This is a genomic window from Segnochrobactrum spirostomi (assembly GCF_009600605.1).
Classification (GTDB): Bacteria; Pseudomonadota; Alphaproteobacteria; order Rhizobiales; family Segnochrobactraceae; genus Segnochrobactrum; species Segnochrobactrum spirostomi.
This window is the reverse complement of record NZ_VWNA01000003.1, coordinates 275,042-294,736: the sequence shown is the minus strand read 5'-3', so window position 1 is coordinate 294,736 and position 19,695 is coordinate 275,042. Positions and strand designations below refer to the sequence as shown.

Below are 19,695 nucleotides of genomic sequence, written 5' to 3'. Positions count from 1 at the left end.
CGCAGGAGGTCCTTGATCGCGCCCGTGAGGATCGGGCGCGGCCCGATTTCGATGAAGCGATGCGTTCCCTCCGCAATCGCCGCCTCGACGGCTTGGCGGAATAGAACAGGCCTGCGGATGTTGAGCCACCAATACCCGGAATCGAGCGCTGAACCCGGCACCACACCACCGGTGACGGTTGAAACGATCGGGATCGCGGAAATGCCGAGCGCGAGATCGGCGAGATCATTCCGAATGCCGCCTTCGACCCCGTCGAGCGCCGAGGAGTGGAAGGGATAATCGATCTCCAGCGATATCGTCGCGACCTTGCTCCGACGGCAGAAGCCGGCGAACGCTGTAAGAGCCTCAGCCGGACCCGAGACGGTAGTCGACGTGGAACTGTTGTGAGCCGCTATCTCGACCAGTGGCTGGCCGCACTTCGCGATCAGATTCCCGACGTGAGCCGCATCCGCACTCACGACCATCATCGTCCCGCCAGCCCGGACAGCCTCCTGGTAGTGACTGCGGATATAGATCAGCCTGACCGCTTCGGACCTCGATATCGCCCCGCTCGCCTCCGCGGCAGCCACCTCGCCCATGGAATGGCCGATCAACACGTCCGGCCGGATCCCCGCCTTGGCGAGGCAGCCCACCAAAGCGGACTGCACCGCAAAAATCAGAGGTTGGCAGACCGACGTCTGCGCCAACCTATCCTTCCCGACCCCGGAGAGGAAGGACGCGGCGAGTGACCAGCCCGCCAAGGGCTGGAAGAAAAGGTCGAGTTCCGCAATCTGGGAGCGAAACTCGGCGGAGCCGAGATACGCGGCCCGGCCCATCTCCTGGAACTGGCAGCCATTGCCAGAGAAGATGAAGCCGAACTTCTGCCCCTCCCACGCGGCTGTCGCAACCGCCGCGCCTTTGGGTGCGGCGTCCTCACCGTGCGCGAACGCCCTCAGTGCCGGTACCACCGCCTCCGGATCAGCAAGAGGTATCGCAATGCGGTTGGTCATCAACTCGCGCCGGTGACCGAGCGTGGCCGCGAGATCCTCCGGGCGCACGCCGCCAGCGAGAACGTCGCTCATCTGCCGCGCGCGTGCTCGCAACGCCTCGGGGCTCGACGCGGACACGACGAGAGCCTGAGCCGAGTGGCGCACAGACCGACGCGGCGGAGCGGCTTCGCCGTTCCGCATCACAACGTGAACATTCGTCCCACCGAAGCCGTAATTGCAGATCGCGCAGAAGAGGGGCTCACCCTTTGCCTCCAGCGGTGCTCCGTCCGCGGCAAGCTGCAGATTGAGCCCCGCGAAGTCGATGGCCTCATTGGCGAGTTCGCTGAACACCGAACGGGGGAGCCAACCACGCTCCATCGCGAGCATGGACTTGGCGAGGCCGACAAGACCGGAGGCGGCCTCCAGATGGCCCACATTCGATTTGGCGGAGCCGACGAGGAGCGGCATCGGACGGCGCGATGCCGCCAGCGCCTCCCCGATTGCCGCAGCCTCGACCGGGTCTCCCGCCTTCGTGCCGGTGCCGTGGGCTTCGACGAACGCCAGGTGCCGGGGATCGAGTCCGATCACCCCATGAAGCGACGCGATCAGATCCCTCTGGCCTTCGATCGACGGCAACGAAATGCCGGTCGTTCGGCCGTCGGAGTTCACGGCTGTCCCCATGACGACGCTGCGGACCCGCTCGCCTCTGGCACGCGCCTCTTCGAGGCGGCGCAACAGGACGACGACCGCGCCTTCCGACCGCACATAGCCGTCCGCCAATTGCGAGAACGGCCGCGAAAGACCCGTCGGCGAGAGCATGCGCGCCTGGCTGAATCCGATGAACGGCGCCGGCGAGAGAAGCAGATTGACGCCGGCGACCAAGGCGAGATCGACCCGCCCGTCCTTCAAAGCCGACATCGCCTCGTTGAGCGCGACCAAGGACGACGAGCAAGCACTGTCGACCGTGAAGCTCGGGCCGTGAAAATCGAAGACGTAGGAAATTCGGTTGGCGAGCACCGACAACGAATTGCCGGTCATATAATGGCTCTCCATGACCGCCGGGTCATTGGAGGCGCTGTTCTGGTAATCGACCTGCGAGGCGCCGACGTAAACACCGACGCTTTGCCCCGACAAAGAGCTCGGCGGTATCCCGGCGTCCTCAAAAGCGGACCACGCGACTTCCAAAAGCACGCGCTGCTGCGGGTCCATCTGGCCGGCCTCGCGCGGCGACAGCCCAAACGGACCGGGATCGAACGCGAAAGGCTGGTCTATGTAACCCCCGGCAAACGTGTAGGCAAAGCCGGGCTCGGGGGACCGGGACGCAGGAAGCGCTCTACGCTCCAGCGACCGCTCGGCCGTTCGGTGACGACGTTCCGCCCCTCGCGCAGAACGCCCCAAAACGCATCCAGCGAATCCGCCTGCGGAAGCCGACAGGCCGCTCCCACGATGGCCGCATCAAACACCACAGAACCACGAGCCGCCGTCATCGCGATCGGCTCGGCTTTCGGATGCTTTCCCCGTGCGCGCGTGCGGACATCAACAGCACCTCATCACAGCCGAATGGCAAAACACAGTATCTTCACTCAAAAATATATCCAAAAAATCTCACAATTGTAACAGTCCCTACTCGCTACTCATTATGGGTACTCGACGGAAAACCGATCCTCTATCGACGGCACCTCACCAAACGTCATGCTTGCCCCCCTTACAAGCACCCGGCAAACGCGGCGCGCATCCAGCGTCGGCAACTCCGTTGACCCGTCCCAATCCCAACCGCCCAACAATCTCCTCGATCGCCGCCGCCCTGCCAACAGGATCGTAGAACGACCCTTTGACCTGAACGGTACCGGACATCACCCTTAGCAGGGCATGGAGCAACTCCATATCCACCGGCGATGGATCGCTCCAAAAATCATCGAGTGATCTTTGGTCAGTAAGACCTGGAACGTCGTAGATGGCGGTTCCGAGCGCCTTGGTCGGCACCTCGGCGCGTAAAGCATACAGACCTACGGTGGAGTTCACCAACACGCAGCCGCGGGCGTGTCGCAGGATCTCACCCAGATCCCCGCCGCCGATGAATTCGACGCGCTCCCCGATACCGAACCGCATCGCGATTTGCCCAATGCGGCGCGCCCATTTCTCGACACCGTTGTCGTGGGGATGCTCCTTGAAGAGGAGAACGGAATCGGCCGGCGCATATGCGGCAAACGAGGCGATGACTTGCTCGATGAAGGCGGTGATGTGCCGGAACGGAGAATTCTCCAGCACCTGCTTATCGGACTGCAACTGCAGCGGGCAAAGATAGAAGGGGCGGCGCGCAGCGCTCAAGGTGCCGACAATCCTACGAGCCACCGCCTCGCGCCGTCGCGCCGAGATCTTGTAGACAACGCCCGGGAAATATTCGACGAACGGGTTATAGTAGGCCCCAGATCGGAACAACGGATAGCTAAAACGATAGAATCTTGCTAGAAAATTGTAACAAATCTCGCTAGCCATCTCGATCACAAAGCCATGCCGATATTGGATTGAGAGATTTAGTTCCGGAAATTTCTCCGCCAAGGCACGGATCTGTTCGGGATTCGATGGGAAATGCGAGTATAAACTCATTCCATTTCGCTCAAGCGTTATCCAATCCGGACGCAGATAGCCGTTTTCCAGGACGAACGCATCGATCCCGCGCCGCTTGGCGACCCTTTGAGCAACGATATGGTAGGGTTGGCGATCCGCATAATAAAGGATCTGTGTGATCCCATAGTCAGCCACGAACCGGTCGAGAAACGCCTCCCAACGGGCAAACCGCCCTCGAAACGCAACGGCGCCGCGGCGACGCCACCAGATGGCATCGCCTAGATTCAAATTGATCTTAAAGACCGAATGACCACCTTCTTCGAGAGCGAATGACAGTTCTCGCCAAAATATACTCGGCGGGCCCATCAGAAAAAGAATGCGCTCTCGGCCCCTTCCACTCACAGGCAGCATCCAACCCATCGGCCGCGGACGACGGCTAGGCGGCACATCACGCTTCGGCAACAGCCCGGGCGTTCTAGATGCGGCGGCGCGCGCAAGTCAAGGGGATGAGCACGCTTTGATTGAACCAAGCCATGAAACGACTTTTGCGCGTCTACACCATCCATCGAGAATCACGCTGACCGAGAGACGCATGACCTTCGAGGCTCAGTCGGTTAGCCCCCCCTGCGGCCCCGTGGTTCCCAATCGGGACGCGCCCCCGCACCTTTGCCCATGCTGATGAACAATCGCGCCCCCGACGTCGCCGATAACCCCGGGGAACTCGTCACTTGCCTTGCCCGGCGTTACCCGTATGACATCGTTCGACCCTCACATCGGTGAAGAGCACGAAATCGCCAGAGGCGATCGCGCATTTCCATCTCGATCGCCGTCGTCGGACGGAGCCCGGAACCACGCTCATGCACCGCCCCATTGCGTTCAGTTTGATCCGTGCCCTCCTCGGCTCGCTGTCGCCGACGCCGCGCGGCATTGAGCGGATCGATTTCGGCTATATCTCCCATCTGCTCGATCATTGGCCGGCCGATTGCTTCGGCGTGCTGCCGACGCCCTGGGGTATGCGGTACTTTCCGCGGGAGCGAATTCTCAAGGGGCGCGATCGGCTCGCCGCTTACTGGAATGAAACGGCGTCGATCGGCGAGGATGGCGTCTACTCCACCGTGGTCGATTGGCTCGACGGCTGCGAGCGCGCAAGAGAACCGCGGGATGGAGAGGCCTCGAGGGGGGCCCGCTCGCCGCTGTACAATCGCCTAGCCTCCTTGATCCTCGAAGGCGGCGTCAGCCTGGGTCGCGCGATGTCGCGCCTCCCCAATCGAACGATCTATCTGGACATCGGTCATACCGGCGTCTCGCACGGCGCGCTCCTAGGCTGGCTCCGACGACGGCCCGACGTCGATGCCGTCCTCATGCTGCACGACGCAATCCCTCTCGAGAGGCCTGATCTCGTCCACCCTTCGACCGTCGCGCAACACCGTCGCGTGATGGCAAATACCGCCGCTTACGCGCGCGCGGTGATAACGCCGACACAGGCGGCTGCGGACGCGATTCAAACCCAGCTCGCAAGCATCGGCGGCGGCCACATCCCGCTCTTTCCCCTCGGTCTGCCGATCGATGATGCGTTCTCGCCCGCTGAGGCGGCCTGCGGCACGGCTACCACCCCGTATTTCGTGGTTTGCGGCGCGATCGAGCCCCGCAAGAACCAGTCCATGCTGTTGTCGGTTTGGCGCGAACTCCTTGCCGCGCACGGAGCCGCTGCGCCACGCTTGGTCTTGGCCGGCCGGCCGGGTCATGGCTCGGACTACGCCGTGCAAGAGATCCGCCAATCGAACCTGTTGAGCGGCCACGTGCTCGTCGCATCCGGTTTGTCCAGTCCGGCCCTGGCCCGGCTCATCGCCGGCGCCCGCGCTCTGCTCATGCCGTCCTTCGCCGAGGGCTTCGGCCTACCCCCGGTCGAAGCCTTGAGCGTCGGCACGCCAGCCGTCCTCTCAGATATCCCGGCCCACCGGGAGGCGAGTGGTGCTTTCGGCATCTATCTCGACCCCCATGACCCCACAGCCTGGCACCGCGCCATCTCGGACCTCACGGCGGACACCGAAAGCTATCGCGCGCTGAAAAAGCGCATTGCCGAATTCCGTCCCCTACGCTGGGATGCCTACATGGCGCGCGTTGGCGGCGTACTCGATGGCCTATGATTTCCCACCATTTCAATTCGACTATATTGACGCTGTGATAAAGTATTTATCTTTACTTTCGTATTAGCATCTTTATCGTCCGCGATCTGCGGCATAATCACTATACAGCGCTATCTATCTGCAATTTGAATTATACGAATCTCCAATATTCGATAACGCCTACGCGAGGCTCATCCCGACCCGCGCCCCCAACAATCGAGATATCCAGGGCAGGACTGCGGCGAGATGCACTTTGCGGTTGACATTTACCCGCATAATCAACCAGCTTTAATGCACTAAAAAGTGGCGTAATGCCCTAAGGACAATCGCACGCACAGTCGCGCGGACGGGGGGGGGGGGGGGATATCATGTCTGCGGTTCGGAACGGGGGCTCTGCGAGCCTTCTCGTGAGCGTTGCGTTTGTCGTCGGCTTTGCCGGGCCGGGCTTCGCCCAATCGTTGCCGACCGGGGGCTCCGTCGCAGCCGGTGCGGCCACCATCGCGACGCCCTCAGGGACGAGCCTCGTCGTCACCCAAACCTCCCGCAACGCAATCATCAACTGGCGCGCCTTCTCCGTCGGTCAGGGCAACACCGTCGCCTTCCAGAACGGCTCCGGCGCCACGCTCAACCGCGTCACCGGCAACGTTCCCTCCCGCCTCGACGGCACCATCACCGCCACCGGCTCCCTCTTCCTCGTCAACCCGGCCGGCGTGACGGTCGGAACCACCGGCCGCATCGCAACCGGCGGCTCCTTCCTCGCCTCCACCCTCGACGTCCCCGACGCCGACTTCATGAAGGGCGGCGACCTCACCTTCAAAGGCACGTCGACCGCGAGCGTCGTGAACTACGGCGAGATCGGGTCGCTCGGCGGCGACGTCGCCCTGATCGCTCGCAAGGTCGAGAATGCCGGAACGATCGACGCCCCGAACGGCACGGCGGCGCTCGCCGCCGGCTACGAGGTTCTCGTCCGCGACGGCGACCTCGACGGCGGCAAGTTCGTGGTCAAGGTCGGCGGTGCCGACACCGAGGCGAAGACGAGCGGCAAGATCCGGGCGGCAGCCGCGGAACTGCGCGCCAATGGCGGCAACGTCTATGCGCTCGCCGGCAACACCGACGGCATCGTCGCCGCCACCGGCACCGCCAAGACCGGCGGCCGCATCTTCCTGACCGCCGGCGATACCGGCCGCGTGGACGTGAGCCAGAAGGTTGTCGCCCGGTCCGCCTCGTCCGGCGGCAAGGCGAAGGGCGGCGCGATCCGCGTCTCGGCGAAGAAAGTCGCCGTCTCGGGCACTCTCGACGCCAAGGGCGACACCGATGCCGGCGGCTCCATCGTGGTGAGCGGCAGCGCCATCACCCTCGCCTCCTCCGCCCGCCTCGACGCCTCGGGCACGAGCGGCGGCACCGTCCTCGTCGGCGGCGATTACCAGGGCGGCAAGAACACCGCGACGAACTATCTGACCGAGACGGTCGCAACCGCCAAGACGGTCGACGTCGCCGCGGGCGCGACGATCGCGGCGGACGGCAGCGTGGGCGCCGGTGGCAAGGTGGTCGTCTGGTCGGACGAGCACACCACATTCCAAGGCACCATCAGCGCGACGGGCGTGACGGCGGGCGGCGACGCCGAGGTCTCCGGCAAGGCCGTGCTCGATTATCGCGGCACCGCCGACCTGCGCTCCCCCACCGGTCGCTTCGGCACCCTGCTCCTCGATCCGTACAACCTGACGATCTCGTCGGCCTCGAGCACCGGCATGTCGGGCTTCAACGCCAACGCCAACGACAGCGTGCTCAATGTCGGCACGCTGACGACAGCACTCTCCACCGCCAACGTCACCGTCACGACCGGATCGGGCGGCAGCCAGGCCGGCACCATCACGGTGGCGAACGCCGTCACCTGGTCGAGCGGCTCAACCCTGACGCTGTCGGCCTACGGCAGCATCTTCGTGAACGCCAACATCGCCGGCGCACCGGGCTCATCCCTCGTGCTGCACGCCGACAACACCGGCACGGGCACCGGCACCGTGACCTTCGGCGGGGGCATCACCGCCACCGCCTCCGGCGGCGTCTCGATCTTCTACAACGCAACGAGCTACACGGCGCCGACGAGCTACGCCGCCAATGCCGGAACGAGCACGACCATCACCGCCTCCATGCTGGTGAACAACGTCAGCCAGCTCCAGGCGATCAACACCAACTTCGCCGGCACCTACGCCCTCGGCCGCGACATCGACGCCAGCGCCACAGCGACCTGGAACAGCGGCGCGGGGTTCGCGCCGATCGGTGATGGTTCGAGTTCCTCGTTCACCGGCACCTTCGACGGTCAGTGGCACGTCATCACGGGTCTGACGATCAACCGCCCGACCGCCAACTATGTCGGGCTGTTCGGCTATGTCGATAGCAGCGCGACGATCCGCAATGTCGGCCTCGTCGGCGGCAGCGTGACGGGAAACTCCTTTGTGGGCGGCCTCGCCGGAATCAGCTTCCGCGGCACCATCACCCAGACCTATAATACCGGCAGCGTGACCGGCAGTAACACCGTCGGCGGCCTCATCGGGAGCAACCGAGGCACGCTCACCCAGGCCTACAGCACCGGAAGCGTGACGGGCAGCGGAGAGCGCGTCGGTGGCCTCGCCGGGATCAGCGGCGGCAGCATCACCCAGGCGTATGCCACCGGCAGCGTGACGGGCGCTGGACGTGTCGGCGGCCTCGTCGGGGCCGGCAGCGGCACCATGACTCAAGTCTACGCCACGGGCAGCGTGACCGGCAGCGGCGACGGTGTCGGCGGCCTCGTCGGGGTTGAACTCTCCGGCACCATCACCCAGGCCTACGCCTCCGGGAGCGTGACCGGCGCCAGCGATGTGGGCGGCCTCATCGGGTCCGCACCAGATGGCACGGTCACGAATTCCGTTTGGGACAAAGATACGACACACCAGCAATCCTCGGCGGGCGGCGGGACCGGCCTGACGACGGCACAGGCGCGCACGTCCGCGGCCTACACGTCCGGCGGGACGTCATGGGACTTCACCAACGATTGGTACCAGACGGCCGACATGCGTCCGATCGGCCGTTGGGAAGCGGCACAGCCGGTGAACGGGGTCGGCACGGTCACCAATACCCACCAGCTCGTGCTGATCAACACAAGCTTGTCCGGTTCCTACGCGCTGGGCTTGAATATCGACGCGAGCGAAACCGCGGGCGCCAATGCGGCGGGCATCTGGGGCACAGACGGCTTCGTGCCGATCGGGGACTCGGTTTTTCCGTTTACCGGCACGTTCGACGGCCAGAGCCACGTCATCAGCGGGCTCGTGATCAACCGGCCGAACACGAATTTTGTCGGCCTATTCGGCTATGCCGGTTCCGGCGCGGTGATAAGCAAGGTCGGCCTCGCCGGCGGCCATGTGAATGGCGGGACTTATGTCGGCGGCCTGATCGGGCTCAACTCCGGCACGACCACCCAAGTCTACGCGACCGGCGCCGTGACGGGCTCAGACAGCGTCGGTGGACTCGTCGGGCACTCCGACGGCACGATCGCCCAGGCCTACGCCACCGGCGCCGTAACGGGCGCAACCGTCCTCGGCGGGCTCGTCGGGTACAACGCCGGCGGCACGATCGCCAACGCTTACGCCACCGGCGCCGTAACGGGCAGCGGCGCAATTGTCGGCGGGCTGATTGGGGGTAACGACGGCACAGCCGCCGAGGTCTACGCGTCCGGCGCCGTGGCCGGCTCGAGCTCCGTCGGCGGGCTCGTCGGGTCTAGCAACTCCGGCATCACGAATTCCTTTTGGGATATGGAAACGACCCATCAAACCAGTGGCGTCGGCCAAGGCTCGTCGGCCGGCATCACCGCGCTGACGACGGCTGACGCCCGCACGCAGACCCCATATGCCAACGCGAGTTGGAACTTCTCCACCGACTGGTACCAGACGGCGGACATGCGGCCGATCGGCCGCTGGGAAGCGGCGCAGCCCGACGCGAACGGCATCGCCACGATCACCAACACGCACCAGCTCGTTCTCATCAACACCAACCTGTCCGGCTCCTACGCGCTGTGGTCCGATATCGACGCCAGCGAAACCGCCGGCACCAATGCGGCCGGCATCTGGGGAACGGGCGGCTTCGTGCCCGTCAGCGACAATACGACGACGTTCACCGGCACGTTTGACGGCCAGGGGCACGTCATCAATGGGCTCACCGTCAACCGGAGCGCGGATTATGTCGGGCTGTTCGGCCATGCCGATGTCGGTGCGATCATCCGCAAGGTCGGCCTGGTGGGCGGCAGCATGACGGGCGCGAACTATGTCGGCGGGCTGGTCGGCCTAAATTCCGGCACCATCACCGATTCCTACACGACCGGCGCCGTTACGGGCAGTGGCATGAATGTCGGCGGGCTGGCCGGGGCCATGAACGGCAGCATCACCCACGCCTACGCGACCGGTGCCGTGAGCGGCGCAAGCAACGTCGGCGGGCTGGTCGGGGGCATGATCGCCGGCAGCATCACCCAGGCGTATGCGACCGGCGCCGTAGCGAGCACAGGCGATCATGCTGGCGGGCTGGTCGGCGTCCTGATCGGCGGCACCATCACCCAGACCTACGCGACCGGTGCCGTGAGCGGCGCAAGCAGCGTCGGCGGGCTGGTCGGGGCCCTCAACAGTGGCACCATCGCGAATTCCTTCTGGAATCACGAGACGAACCCGACATTGAACGGCGTCGGTTCCGGTTCGTCTGCCGGCGCGACCGGCAAGACGACAGCGGAGATGCTGAACGCGTTCACCTTCATCGATGCAGGCTGGGATTTCACCAGCGTGTGGGGGAAGTCCACCAGCGGCGCGAACAACGGCTATATGATGCTGCGGCCGATCTCGACCGGCCTTTACGACGATTATGTCCAGCTCTCCGGCAACACGTCCAAGACATATGGCGATGCCAATCCGTCCCTTTCCACCGTCCAGCTCAGCGGACTGGGAACGGGCAACGTCACACTCGGATGGGATGCCCGCATCAACCAGACCACCGCTGCGGGCAGCTATCTTTATTCAAGCGGCACCGTCATCACGGTGACCGACATTGCGGGCAGAACCGCCTATGTCGATTACGGCACCGGCACGCTCACCATCGGCAAGGCGACCTTGACCGCCGCGCTCACCGGCACCGTCACCAAGACCTACGACGGAAACGCCACGGCCAACCTCGTCAGCGGCAACTTCAATCTCACGGGGGTCATCAACTCGGACGCCGTCACCCTGGTCACGCCGTCGACCGGCACCTATGCCGGGGCCAATGTCGGCACCAGCATCCCCGTCACCGCCAGCGGCCTGTCCCTGTCCGGCGCCGCCGCCGGCAACTACCAGCTCGCCCAGACGACGATCTCGGCGAACGTCGGAACGATCACCGCCGCGACGCTCACCGCGACGCTGACCGGTCCGATCACCAAGGTCTACGACGGCAACACCACGGCGAGCCTCGTCGCGGGAAACTTCACCCTCTCGGCCACGATCGGGTCGGACGTCGTCACCCTCGTCACGCCGTCGACCGGCACCTATGCCGGGGCCAATGTCGGCTCGGGCATCCCCGTCACCGCCACCGGCCTGTCCCTGTCCGGCGCCGCCGCCGCGAATTACCAGCTTGCCCAGACGACGATCTCGGCGAACGTCGGGACGATCACCGCGGCGACCTTGACCGCGACGCTGACCGGCCCGATCACCAAGGTCTACGACGGCAACGCCACGGCGAGCCTCGTCGCGGGAAACTTCACCCTCTCGACTACGATCGGCTCGGACGCCGTCACCCTCGTCACGCCGTCGACCGGCACCTATGCCGGGATCAATGTCGGCTCGGGCATCTCCGTTACCGCCGCGGGCCTGTCCTTGTCCGGGGCCGCCGCCGGCAACTACCAGCTCGCCCAGACGACTGTCTCCGCCAACGTCGGGACGATCACCCCGGCGACGCTCACCGCAACGCTCACCGGCCCGGTCACCAAGGTCTATGACGGCACCACCACGGCGAGCCTTGCGTCCAGCAACCTCGCCTTGTCGGGCGTGATCAACTCGGACGCGGTCTCCGTCTCCCCGTCGAGCAGCACCTATGCCGGGGCCAACGTCGGCTCCGACATCGCCGTCACCGCCACCGGCCTGTCTTTGTCCGGCGCCGCCGCCACCAACTACCAGCTCGCCCAGACGACGATCGCCGCCAACGTCGGGGCGATCACCCCGGCCGCGCTCACGATCACGGCGAACGACGCCGCGAAGATCTATGACGGACAGGCATTCTCGGGCGGCAACGGCGTCACCTATGCCGGTTTCGTCGACGGCGAGAACGCCTCGGTCCTCGGCGGGACGCTCGCCTATGGCGGGACGGCGCAAGGCGCCGTCAACGCCGGCACCTATGCCCTCACCGCCTCGGGCCAGACCTCCGCCAACTACACGATCGCCTATCAGGCCGGCAGCCTCAGCGTCGCTGAGCGGGCCATCACGGTCGCTGCGAACAACCAGACGATGACCTTCGGCGGCAGCGTGCCCGGGCTGACGTGGAGCGTGACGAGCGGCAGCCTCGTCAACGGCGACACCCTCTCCGGCGCCCTCGCCGCCACCGCAACCTCGGCCTCACCGGCCGGCCTCTACGCCATCCTCCAGGGCACGCTGGGCGCCTCGGCGAACTACGCCCTAACCTACGTCCCGGGCACGCTCACCGTCACCGCCGCGCCGGTTCCGCCGAACAATGGTGGGGGCGCCCTGTCGCTTGCGGCGATCGCGACGCTGGCGGCGACGCCGAACCGCTTCGTCGAGACCTCGGCCGCCAACGCCACGGTCGTGTTCACGACCGGCTCCACCATGTTCACGGTGACCGGCAGTGGCGATGGCGAAGGCGGCGGCAGCACCACCCAGGGGACGAGCGGCGGCACGACGGAGGAGAGCGACTCCGGCTGCACCGGCGGGGCGACATCGAGCGCCGCCTGCACCGCGACGCCCCATCCCGAGAACCGCCGCGTCGGCCGCTTCCTCACCTTCTCCGCCGCCACCCCGCGGCCGTCGCCGACTGGCAACGGTGCTGCGACGGTGCAATGATCCCGGCCGGCGGCGACCGAACGGACGCCGCCGGACGCCCCGCTTCGACCGGTTGCATCTCTCCAGGTGCTCCGATGCGCCGCCTGATGCCGTGGCCACCCCGTTTCGTCCCGTCCGACCGAGAGTTCCGCCCCGATGCCCGCTCGCCGCTCCGATCTCCCGGCCCGCCTCCGTCCCGGCTCCGTTCCAGCTTGCTCGCGCATCCCGCGCGCACCGGAGACCGCAGCCGGGACCCAGGGCGGCACGGCATCGGCCCGCCTCGCGCCTGCCCTGCTCGGCCTGACGCTCGCAGCCGCCCTCGCCGCGATGCCGCAGGCCGCCTTCGCCCAGGCCCGCGGCGTCGTCGAGCGCAACCTGCCCCCCATCGTCGGAACCACCGGCGGCCTCGCGCAAGGCAACGCCCCCGCCACGCCGGCCGAGGACACCGCGCCCCTCGGCACCGACCTCACCGGCATCCGCCTCATCGGGCCCGACGTCGCCGTCACCGCCAAGCCTCGGTCGGGCCTATCCTTCACCGGCATCGAGGGCGTCCCCGCCGCCCGCCTCGACGCCGCCCTGAAGCCCTTCCTCGGCAAGCCGCTCTCCCGCAAGCTCGTCGCCGATATCCAGGCCGCCATCGCCAAGACCTATCGCGGCGCCGGACGCCCCTTCGTCTCCGTCACCGCCCCGCCCCAGGAGGTCACCTCCGGCGTCCTCCAACTGCGCGTCGTCCCCTTCAAGGCCGGCTCCGTCAAAGTCGACGATCCGGCCAACGCCGCCGCAACCGATGCCGCCCTCGCCGCCTCCGTCCGCGCCCCGCAAGGCCAGATCATCGAGGGAACCCAAGTCTCCGAGGACCTCGACTGGATCAACCGCTATCCCTACCGCCAGCTCAACGGCGTCTTCGAACCCGGCTCGACCCCCGGCTCCAGCGACCTCACCCTCGAGGTCTCCCGCGCCAAGCCCTGGCAGGCCTATGCCGGATGGGCCAACACCGGCACCAAGGAGACCGACCTCAACCGCTACTTCGTCGGCTTCGGCGCCGGCATCGAGGCCCTCCACGACCTCACCCTCTCCTACCAGCTCACCGGCAGCGGCAACCTCCTCTCCAACCCCGCCTCCATCAACCTCTCCGGCACCGACTGGCCCTCCTATGTCAGCCAGGCCGGGCGCCTCGCGCTGCCCACCTTCGCCCGCCAGTCGATCGAGGTCGCCCCGAGCTTCGTCGCCACCAGCCAGGACGCCGCCGGCGACCTCCTCACCTTCCAGAACACCACCTTCGAACTGCCGATCCTCTACCGCTCCGCCCTCTCCAACCTCTCCTCCTCCCTCGCCGGCTGGGGCGAGATCTATGGCGGGGTGACGCCGCGCTGGCTGTCGCGCAAGACCTGGTATCAGGGCACCGACATCGCCGAGGGATCGGCCGGCGTGTTCGACCTCGTCGCCGGCTGGGCCGGATCGTGGGATCATGCCGAGGGCGGCTCCACCGCCCTCGACGTCCGCCTCCTCGTCAATCCCGGCGGCCTCGTCCCCGGCAACAATGACGCCACCTGGGAGACCTTCTCGAACGGCCGGGTGACGAGCGCGGAATATGCCTATCTCTATGCGACGCTGACCCAGGTCACCCCGCTCGTCACCCTGCCCGGCCTGTCGGGGGCGACGTTCCTCAAGGGCTTCTCCTGGAACACGAGCCTCACCGGCCAGATCGCCGGCCAGGCGCTGCCGGACACCGAGCAGCTCGCCATCGGCGGCTATTACGGCACCCGCGGCTACACGCTCGACGACGGCAGCGTCGACGCCGGCTTGGTGCTGCGCGACGAATTGCGGCTGCCGACCTTCCCGCTCCTCGGCGCCCTCGGGCTCAAGGCGCCGGGCATCGGCGCCCTCGACGACGTCGTCTCGCCCTACGCCTTCCTCGATGTCGGCTACGGCTACAATTACAACCTCAACGCCCTGCAGAGCCTCGAGCAGAACGCCAACACCACCTTGGTCGGCCTCGGCGCCGGCATCGACTACACGCTGGCCCACAACGTCCAAGCCGGCGCCCTCGCCGGCGTCGCCCTCACCAACGGACCCGAAACAGACCGCGGGACGGTTACGGTCCAGGGGCGGGTCAGCATCGCGTTCTGAGGAAGGGGACGCGACGGCCTGGGATCGTCTGCAGGGTGCGCCCGGTGAGCCAGGGCGCCAACCCTACGCAGGCGCTTAAGCCCGTAATGCGGGCGTTGTTGGGGGTCAGAGGACGAGCCGCGACCTCAGCGGCCCTCAGCCCTGCCCGCGAAGCAGAAGGCCAAAGCGAGGAAGATCAGGACGCCTTGGCCGACCTGCTGCCAGTAGAAGTTCCAGCCGATCAAGAGGAGGCCGTTGCCGACGAGGGCGAGGAGGAGGACGCCGACGAGGGTGCCCGGTACGTTGGCGCGGCCGCTGCGGCTCACCGTGGTGCCGATGAAGGTGGCACCGATGGCGTTGAGCAGGAACGCGTTGCCGGAATAGGGCACGTAGGCGGCGACGCTCGACGACAGCAGGATGCCCGCGCTCGCCGAGACGACGCCGCCGAACACGTAGACGAGCGCCCGCACGCGGCCGACCGGCAGGCCGGAGAAGATCGCCACGCTCGGCTGCACCCCGACCGCCGCCGCCTCGCGGCCGAACCGGGTGCGCGTGAGGATAACGGTGAAGACGATTGCAATGACCGCAATCAGCCACAGCGAGATCGGCACGCCGGCGACGGCGCCATGGCCGATCAGCGTCAAGGCGGGCGGCTGGGCGCCGGCCGGCACATAGACGGGATTGCCGCCGTCGGCCGCGAGCTGTTGCAGGCTGCGCCCGATGAAGAGGGTGCCGAGGGTCGCGAGGAAGGGCGTGATCCTGAGCGCCGAGATCAGCGCCGCGTTGAAGAGGCCGGTCGCGGCGCCGGCGGCGAGGCCGAGGACGATCGCGACCCCGACGGGCAGGCCGGCGACGATCGCCGTGACGAAGGCGAGGCTGCCGAGGTCGACGGCGGTGCCGACGGAGAGGTCGATGCCGCCGGAATTGACGGCGAGCGTCATCGCCACCGAGACGATGGCAAGCAGGGCGAAATTGTTGACGAGGACGCCGATCAGGTTCGCCGGGGCGAGGAAGGTCGGCGTCGTCAGCCCGAAGAAGGCGATCACGGCGACGAGGGCGGCGAGGAGCCCGAACCGGCGCAGCGCGCCGAGCGGGAGGCGGCCGGACCGTCCGTGAGAGAGGGTCGCGCCACTCATCGCGCGGCCCCCTTCGGACCGAGGCGGGCGGTCGCGGCGACGACGAGCAGGATCAGCGCGCCCTCGATGCCGCTCACCCAATAGCTCGAGAGCCGCATGAGCTGGAACCCGTTGATCAGGATGCCGAGAAAGAGCGCCGCCGCGAGCGTGCCGCCGATGGTCGGCACCAGACGGCGCGAGAAGACGATGCCGAGGAAGGCGGTGGCGACGATCGACAGGAGCATCTCGCCGGAGCCCGACGTGCTGCCGCTCAGGAAGGCGACCGAGAGGATGCCGGCAAGACCGCCGAGGAGCCCGCTCAGGAGATAGGAAAGCGCCACGTAGCGGCGAACCGGAAGGCCCGCCGCCTTCGCCGCCTCGCGATGCCCCCGACGGCGGCGAGCCGCAGGCCGAACGCGGTGCCCGAGATGCCGATCGCGAGCACGAGGAAGACGGCGAGAAGCACGTAGCCGAGCACGGGAACGTCGAGCGGCCCGTTGCCGGCGAGAAAGTCGGTCACCCCGTTGGTGACGGGAATCGCGACGTTCTCGGTCACCACGAGCTCGAGGCCGGCGCAGACATTCATCACCGCGAGCGTGGCGAGCAAGGGCAGGATGCCGAAGCCGACGATCGAGAGGGCGTTGACCGCGCCGATCGCGAGCCCGGTCCCGAGCGCGGCGATGACCGGAACGACCTCGGACGTGGCTGTCTGCGCGGTCACGGCATAGACGGCGGCGCTGAGGCCGAGATTGGCGGCGAGCGAGAGGTCGATGCCGCCTTTCACGACGTCGGTGCCGCCGCCGATCAGGACCAAGGTGAGGCCGAAGCCGAGCACGCCGAGGATCGCCGATTGGGCGAGGATCGCGCCGAAATTGCCGAGCGACAGGAAGAACGGCGCCCGCAGGGCGAAGAACAGCACGATCGCGGCGAACAGGGCGAGCGAGCCGGTCCTCAAAGCGCTCTGCACGAGGCGGCCGCCGGTGCGGCGGGCGGAAGGCGGCGCCGCCCTGCCGACGCCGGCCGGCGCGCGGAGCACCGCGTCAGTGTTGGACATGGGACGAACGCTCCTCCAAGGCGGGCGGCGCGGCAGCGGCGGCGTCCGGCGTCACCGCTCCGGTCAGCACCGCGCCGATCAGCGTCGGCGCGTCGAGGCCGGCGGACGGCAGATCGGAGACGACGCGGCCGCGATACATGACGAGCACCCGGTCGGCGATCCCGATCAGTTCGTCGAGGTCCGACGACAGGACGAGGATCGCGGCGCCGGATTGGGCCAGACGGCCGATCAGCCGGTAGATCTCGACCTTTGCGGCGATATCGACGCCGACGGTCGGCTCGTCGAGCACGTAGACCCGGGCGTCGCGGCTCAGCCATTTGGCGATGGCGACCTTCTGTTGGTTGCCGCCGCTGAGGCTGCGCACCGGCGCCTCGCGCCCCGCGGTCTTGATCGCGAGATCGGCGATCAGGCGGTCGACCGCGCCACGCTCCCGGGCGAAATCGAGGAAGCCGAACCGGGCAAAGGCCTTGAGGCTCGCCAGCGTGGCGTTCTCGCGCACGCTCAAGTCCAGCGCGACGCCCTGCCCGCGGCGATCCTCCGGCACCAAGGCGATGCCGTGCTCGACGGCGATCTCCGGACGGCGCGGCGCGAAGGGCCGGCCGTCGAGGCTCAGAGTGCCCCGATCGAGGCGGTCGAGGCCGAACAGGCTGCGGACGAGTTCCTTGGCCCCCGAGCCGAGGAGGCCAGTCAAGCCGACGATCTCGCCCCGGCGCACGGTGAAGGAGACGTCCTCGAAGCGGCCGGAGGCATGAAGGCCCGCCGCCTCGAACACCGGGGCGCCGAGCGCGACCGGCGTCTTCGGGAACATCTCCTTGATGTCCTTATCCACCATGAGCGCGGCGATGCGCGCCGGAGGAACCTCGCGGGGATCGACGGTCGCGACGTTGCGGCCATTGCGCAGGATGGTGACGCGGTCGCAGATCTCCTCGATCTCGCTCAGATAATGGGAGATGTAGAGGGTGGTGATGCCATGGGCCTTGAGGCCGCCGATCGCCTGGAAGAGGTGCTCGACCTCCTGCTTGGCGAGCGCGGCGGTCGGCTCGTCGAACACCACGATTTTGGGCTCACGCGCGAGCGTGCGGGTGATCTGGACGATCTGCTGCTGCGCGGTGTTGAGCTCTCCGATGAGCGCGCCCGCGGGCAGGCGAATGCCGAAATAGCGGTCGAGCAGCGCATCGGCCCGCTTCTGGAGCGCGCGGCGATCGACGAGGGGCCGGCGGGCGCTGGTGCCCTCGTCGCCGAGGAAGATCGCCTCGCCCACCGTGAAGGTCGGCACCAGCAGACGGTCCTGATGGATGAAGCCGATGCCGAGCTCGGCCGCCCGCTTCGGGTTCATCGCGGCGACGGTTTCCCCGTCGACCGCGATGGTGCCCTCGTCGGGGACATGGAGGCCGGCGAGGATCTTGATGAGGGTCGACTTGCCGGCGCCGTTCTGGCCGACGAGACCGTGGATCTCGCCGCGACCGACCTCGAGGGAGGCGCCGTCGAGGGCGCGGACGCCCCCGAAGGTCTTGACGAGATCGCGCATGGCGAGCGCGAGGGGAAGCGGATCATCGCTCATGATAGGCTCGCGCTCGCTCTCGCTCTCGCTCAGGATATCCGCGCTCAGGACACCTGACCGAGCAGCTTCTGGACCTCGCCCGCGTTCTTCTTGTTCGCCAGGATGGCGGGCACGAAGGTCTCGGCCGGCAGGTCCTTGTCGCCGGCGAGGAAGCGGGCGACGTTCTGGACGGCGGTCTTGCCGATCAGACCCGGCTGCTGGGCCGCCACGGCGGCGGCCGGCGAGTTCGGGTCCTTGACGAGGGCGAGCACTTCCGGCGTGCCGTCGACGCCGTAGGTGCGCACTTCGGTGCGGCCGGCGGCGGTGAGCGCCTGGGTCGCGCCGAGCTGCGGGATGTCCCACGCCGACCAGATCGCGGCGATCGAGCCCTTCTCCGGATATTTGGCGAGCAGCGCGGTGATCTGGGCGTAGGCGTCCTGCACCGTGTTCGGGATGACGTCGCGCAGCTCCGGCTCGACGATCTCGACGCCCGGATAATATTTCAGGACCTCGCGCAGCTCCGCATAGCGGATGGCGCAGACGGGGACGCCCGAGAAGCCGTTGAAGACGACGAGCTTGCCCTTGCCCTTGATGTCGGAGACGAGCTGCAGCGCGAGCTGGGCGCCGAGGGAGAAATTGTCCGAGGTCGAGTTGTTGATGCTGTTCTGCGACGGCACGTCGACGGTGAAGACCGGGATGCCGGCGGTGCGCAGCTTCTTCAGCCACGGATCGATGACGCTCAAGGTGCCGAGCGTCTGGATCACCGCGTCGGGCTTCTGGGTGACGAGCGTCTGAAGCTGGGAGACGAGGTTCTTGTCGTTGCGCCCGGCATCGAGCCCGATCGGCGTGCCGCCGAGGCGCTTCACCTCTTCGATCTGCGCCTGATAGGCCTTGAGATCGAAGAAATGGTCGGTGCCGGTGGCGCTGATGGCGATCGTCTTGCCGGCGAGCGACGGGACGTCGGCATCGGCGGGCGAGGCGGCTACGGCGGCGGCGGTCGCCGCGCTCTCGGCAGAGGCGACGCGCAGGCCGGCCCCGAGGGTGCCGAGGGCCGCTCCGGCGGCGAGACCCGCCTTGAGCAGGCTGCGGCGCGGCAGAGAGAAGGGCGAGGTTTGATCGGTCATCGGCGTTTCCGGTGGTATGATCGCAAAGGACTGGGACGGTCCGGCATGAGGAAC

Annotated in this window: 7 protein-coding genes and 2 pseudogenes; 3 read left to right on the top strand and 6 right to left on the bottom strand. The window is 67.1% G+C overall.

Going from position 1 to position 19,695, the window contains the following annotated elements; genetic code table 11:
- Positions 1-2: 2 nt before the first annotated feature.
- Positions 3-2,455: pseudogene (locus tag F0357_RS25565) on the bottom strand (type I polyketide synthase); the annotation flags it as partial.
- Between the two features lie 193 nt (positions 2,456-2,648).
- Positions 2,649-3,947: a capsule polysaccharide biogenesis protein gene (locus tag F0357_RS21470; protein WP_208948528.1), complete on the bottom strand. Its 1,299-nt coding sequence runs from the start codon at positions 3,945-3,947 to the stop codon at positions 2,649-2,651.
- Between the two features lie 365 nt (positions 3,948-4,312).
- Here F0357_RS21470 and F0357_RS25345 point away from each other — a divergent pair, with 365 nt between their 5' ends.
- The 3 genes from F0357_RS25345 (at position 4,313) to F0357_RS21455 (ending at position 14,829) form a co-directional block, all read left to right on the top strand.
- Positions 4,313-5,683 carry a glycosyltransferase family 4 protein gene (locus F0357_RS25345; protein WP_153489775.1) on the top strand — a complete coding sequence of 457 codons (1,371 nt, stop codon included), beginning with the start codon at positions 4,313-4,315 and terminating at the stop codon, positions 5,681-5,683.
- A 386-nt stretch (positions 5,684-6,069) separates the two neighbouring features.
- Complete coding sequence (locus F0357_RS21460) at positions 6,070-12,720, top strand: YDG domain-containing protein (RefSeq protein WP_208948527.1); 6,651 nt, start codon at positions 6,070-6,072, stop codon at positions 12,718-12,720.
- Between the two features lie 135 nt (positions 12,721-12,855).
- A complete protein-coding gene (locus F0357_RS21455; protein ID WP_208948526.1) occupies positions 12,856-14,829 on the top strand; it encodes a ShlB/FhaC/HecB family hemolysin secretion/activation protein in 1,974 nt (657 codons plus the stop codon).
- Between the two features lie 125 nt (positions 14,830-14,954).
- On the opposite strand, the gene F0357_RS21450 is transcribed toward F0357_RS21455, so the two are convergent.
- From F0357_RS21450 to F0357_RS21435, 4 genes and pseudogenes are all read right to left on the bottom strand, one after another.
- Positions 14,955-15,944 carry an ABC transporter permease gene (locus tag F0357_RS21450; RefSeq protein WP_153489767.1) on the bottom strand — a complete coding sequence of 330 codons (990 nt, stop codon included), beginning with the start codon at positions 15,942-15,944 and terminating at the stop codon, positions 14,955-14,957.
- Positions 15,941-16,977: pseudogene (locus tag F0357_RS21445) on the bottom strand (ABC transporter permease). The gene F0357_RS21450 and the pseudogene F0357_RS21445 overlap by 4 nt, the downstream one beginning before the upstream one ends.
- Positions 16,964-18,538, bottom strand: coding sequence for a sugar ABC transporter ATP-binding protein (locus F0357_RS21440; RefSeq protein ID WP_153489763.1), 1,575 nt, complete (start codon positions 18,536-18,538; stop codon positions 16,964-16,966). The pseudogene F0357_RS21445 and the gene F0357_RS21440 overlap by 14 nt, the downstream one beginning before the upstream one ends.
- A gap of 44 nt (positions 18,539-18,582) precedes the next feature.
- Positions 18,583-19,641 (bottom strand): sugar ABC transporter substrate-binding protein, encoded by a 1,059-nt coding sequence (locus F0357_RS21435; RefSeq protein ID WP_153489756.1) that lies wholly within the window; start codon positions 19,639-19,641, stop codon positions 18,583-18,585.
- Positions 19,642-19,695: the final 54 nt, after the last annotated feature.

Bases quoted from the DNA above. Each gene is read 5' to 3' on its own strand.
- F0357_RS21470 (WP_208948528.1), bottom strand. From the start codon at position 3,947: ATGCTGCCTGTGAGTGGAAGGGGCCGAGAGCGCATTCTTTTTCTGATG.
- F0357_RS21455 (WP_208948526.1), top strand. From the start codon at position 12,856: ATGCCCGCTCGCCGCTCCGATCTCCCGGCCCGCCTCCGTCCCGGCTCC.
- F0357_RS21450 (WP_153489767.1), bottom strand. From the start codon at position 15,944: ATGAGTGGCGCGACCCTCTCTCACGGACGGTCCGGCCGCCTCCCGCTC.
- F0357_RS21440 (WP_153489763.1), bottom strand. From the start codon at position 18,538: ATGAGCGATGATCCGCTTCCCCTCGCGCTCGCCATGCGCGATCTCGTC.
- F0357_RS21435 (WP_153489756.1), bottom strand. From the start codon at position 19,641: ATGACCGATCAAACCTCGCCCTTCTCTCTGCCGCGCCGCAGCCTGCTC.